Consider the following 568-nt stretch of genomic DNA (forward strand, 5'->3'; position numbering starts at 1 on the left):
GACGAAGGCAGGGGCGGGGGCTCCACATGGTTCGAGGAGAACCACTCGTCCAGGACAGCGTCCGTGAGGGCCACGATGTCCGCCCGTTCCAGCCCGGCGTCGCGGGCCCGCACCACCCATTCGGTGAGCTCCGTCCGCAACGGCGAACCGGCGGCGGCCTCGGGCCGGGCCAGCGAGCGCCGGACGAACGTGCCCTGGCCGGGCCGCGGCTCGACGAGCCCTTCCCGTTCCAGCTCCCGGTAGGCCTTCAGCACGGTGTTCGGGTTGATGGCGGTGGCCTCGACCACCTCCTTGGCCGTGGGCAACCGGTCCCCCGGCTTCAGCACCCCGAGCCGGAGAGCCTGCCTGACCTGGTGCGCGAGCTGCAGATAGGTCGCGACGCCGCTGCGCCGATCTATCCGGAACACGATCATTCCGCACCCTCGTTTCACTAACGTCTTAGTGGAATGATGCGGAGGGGGAACCGGGCACGTCAAATCCCGGCGCGTGACGCATGGCGAAGCCCCGTATCACCCGGAGGACGGGCGGCACGGGTGCCGCCGGCGCGTCACCGCTTGCCCCGCCCCGC

1 protein-coding gene is annotated in these 568 nt (G+C 71.0%); it reads right to left on the reverse strand.

Going from position 1 to position 568, the window contains the following annotated elements; translation table 11 throughout:
* Nucleotides 1–413 (reverse strand): GntR family transcriptional regulator (locus K6I34_RS37875; protein WP_229332527.1); only part of this gene is annotated, 413 nt, incomplete at its 3' end.
* Nucleotides 414–568: the final 155 nt, after the last annotated feature.

The sequence above is a fragment of the Streptomyces sp. UNOC14_S4 genome (assembly GCF_020740835.1).
Lineage (GTDB): Bacteria > Actinomycetota > Actinomycetes > Streptomycetales > Streptomycetaceae > Streptomyces.